Origin of the sequence: Methylobacterium tarhaniae, assembly GCF_001043955.1 — a bacterium.
Classification (GTDB): Bacteria; Pseudomonadota; Alphaproteobacteria; order Rhizobiales; family Beijerinckiaceae; genus Methylobacterium; species Methylobacterium tarhaniae.
This window is the reverse complement of record NZ_LABZ01000377.1, coordinates 1-709: the sequence shown is the minus strand read 5'-3', so window position 1 is coordinate 709 and position 709 is coordinate 1. Positions and strand designations below refer to the sequence as shown.

Annotated in this window: 1 protein-coding gene; it reads left to right on the top strand. The window is 62.2% G+C overall.

Annotated features, from left to right (window positions below):
• Positions 1–132: 132 nt before the first annotated feature.
• On the top strand, positions 133–709 hold a 577-nt coding region (locus VQ03_RS30095; protein WP_048454611.1), incomplete at its 3' end, for a M66 family metalloprotease.

Sequence of the window (709 nt, the reverse complement as noted above, 5' to 3'; positions counted from 1 at the left end):
CCCCTACCGCATCGCACGGTTCGCCACCGACGGGCGCGACCAACAATTGTTTATGACATGCCGTCGTGATTAGGGACTGGCCCGGCCAGATTGAACGGCCAAGCTTCTTCTCCCCACGGGACAGATCGATCCATGGCCGACCTCTTCAAACCCGTCGCCCTGACGGGGAATGCCGTCGTGGACAGCCTTATCATCGGCGGGGCCTGGAACGCCGCGACCCTGACCTACGGGTTCAAGGCGCAGGATATCGATGCGAACGGGATCGATGATTTCGACGAAGGCGATTGGAAGGCGTTCTACAAAGAGATCTACGACAGCGTCAGTAACTTCGCGGCGGTCGATTTCGTCGAGGGGACGGTGGAGCAGGCTCAGCTGATCCAGCGGCTCGATGTGGGCGGAGGCGGCGAATCCGGTACGCCCTCCCCGGGCGTGACCTCGCTGGAAACCGCGGTGGGTATCAACCCGGACAGTGTGAAAGGGGCCGCCGACGTGGTTCGCCTCGGCACCTATTCCGAAACCTGGATCCACGAGATCGGTCACAGCCTGGGCCTCGGCCACCCCCATGACGGAGAGAACGGCAAGCTGCCGGGCGTCGTCAAGCCTGGTGATTTCGGCACCGGCAACCTCAATTCCCAGATCTATACGGTGATGGGCTACACTTTCGCATTCTGGGGCGAGGACAACCCGTTCACCCCCGAGCCCACGAGAC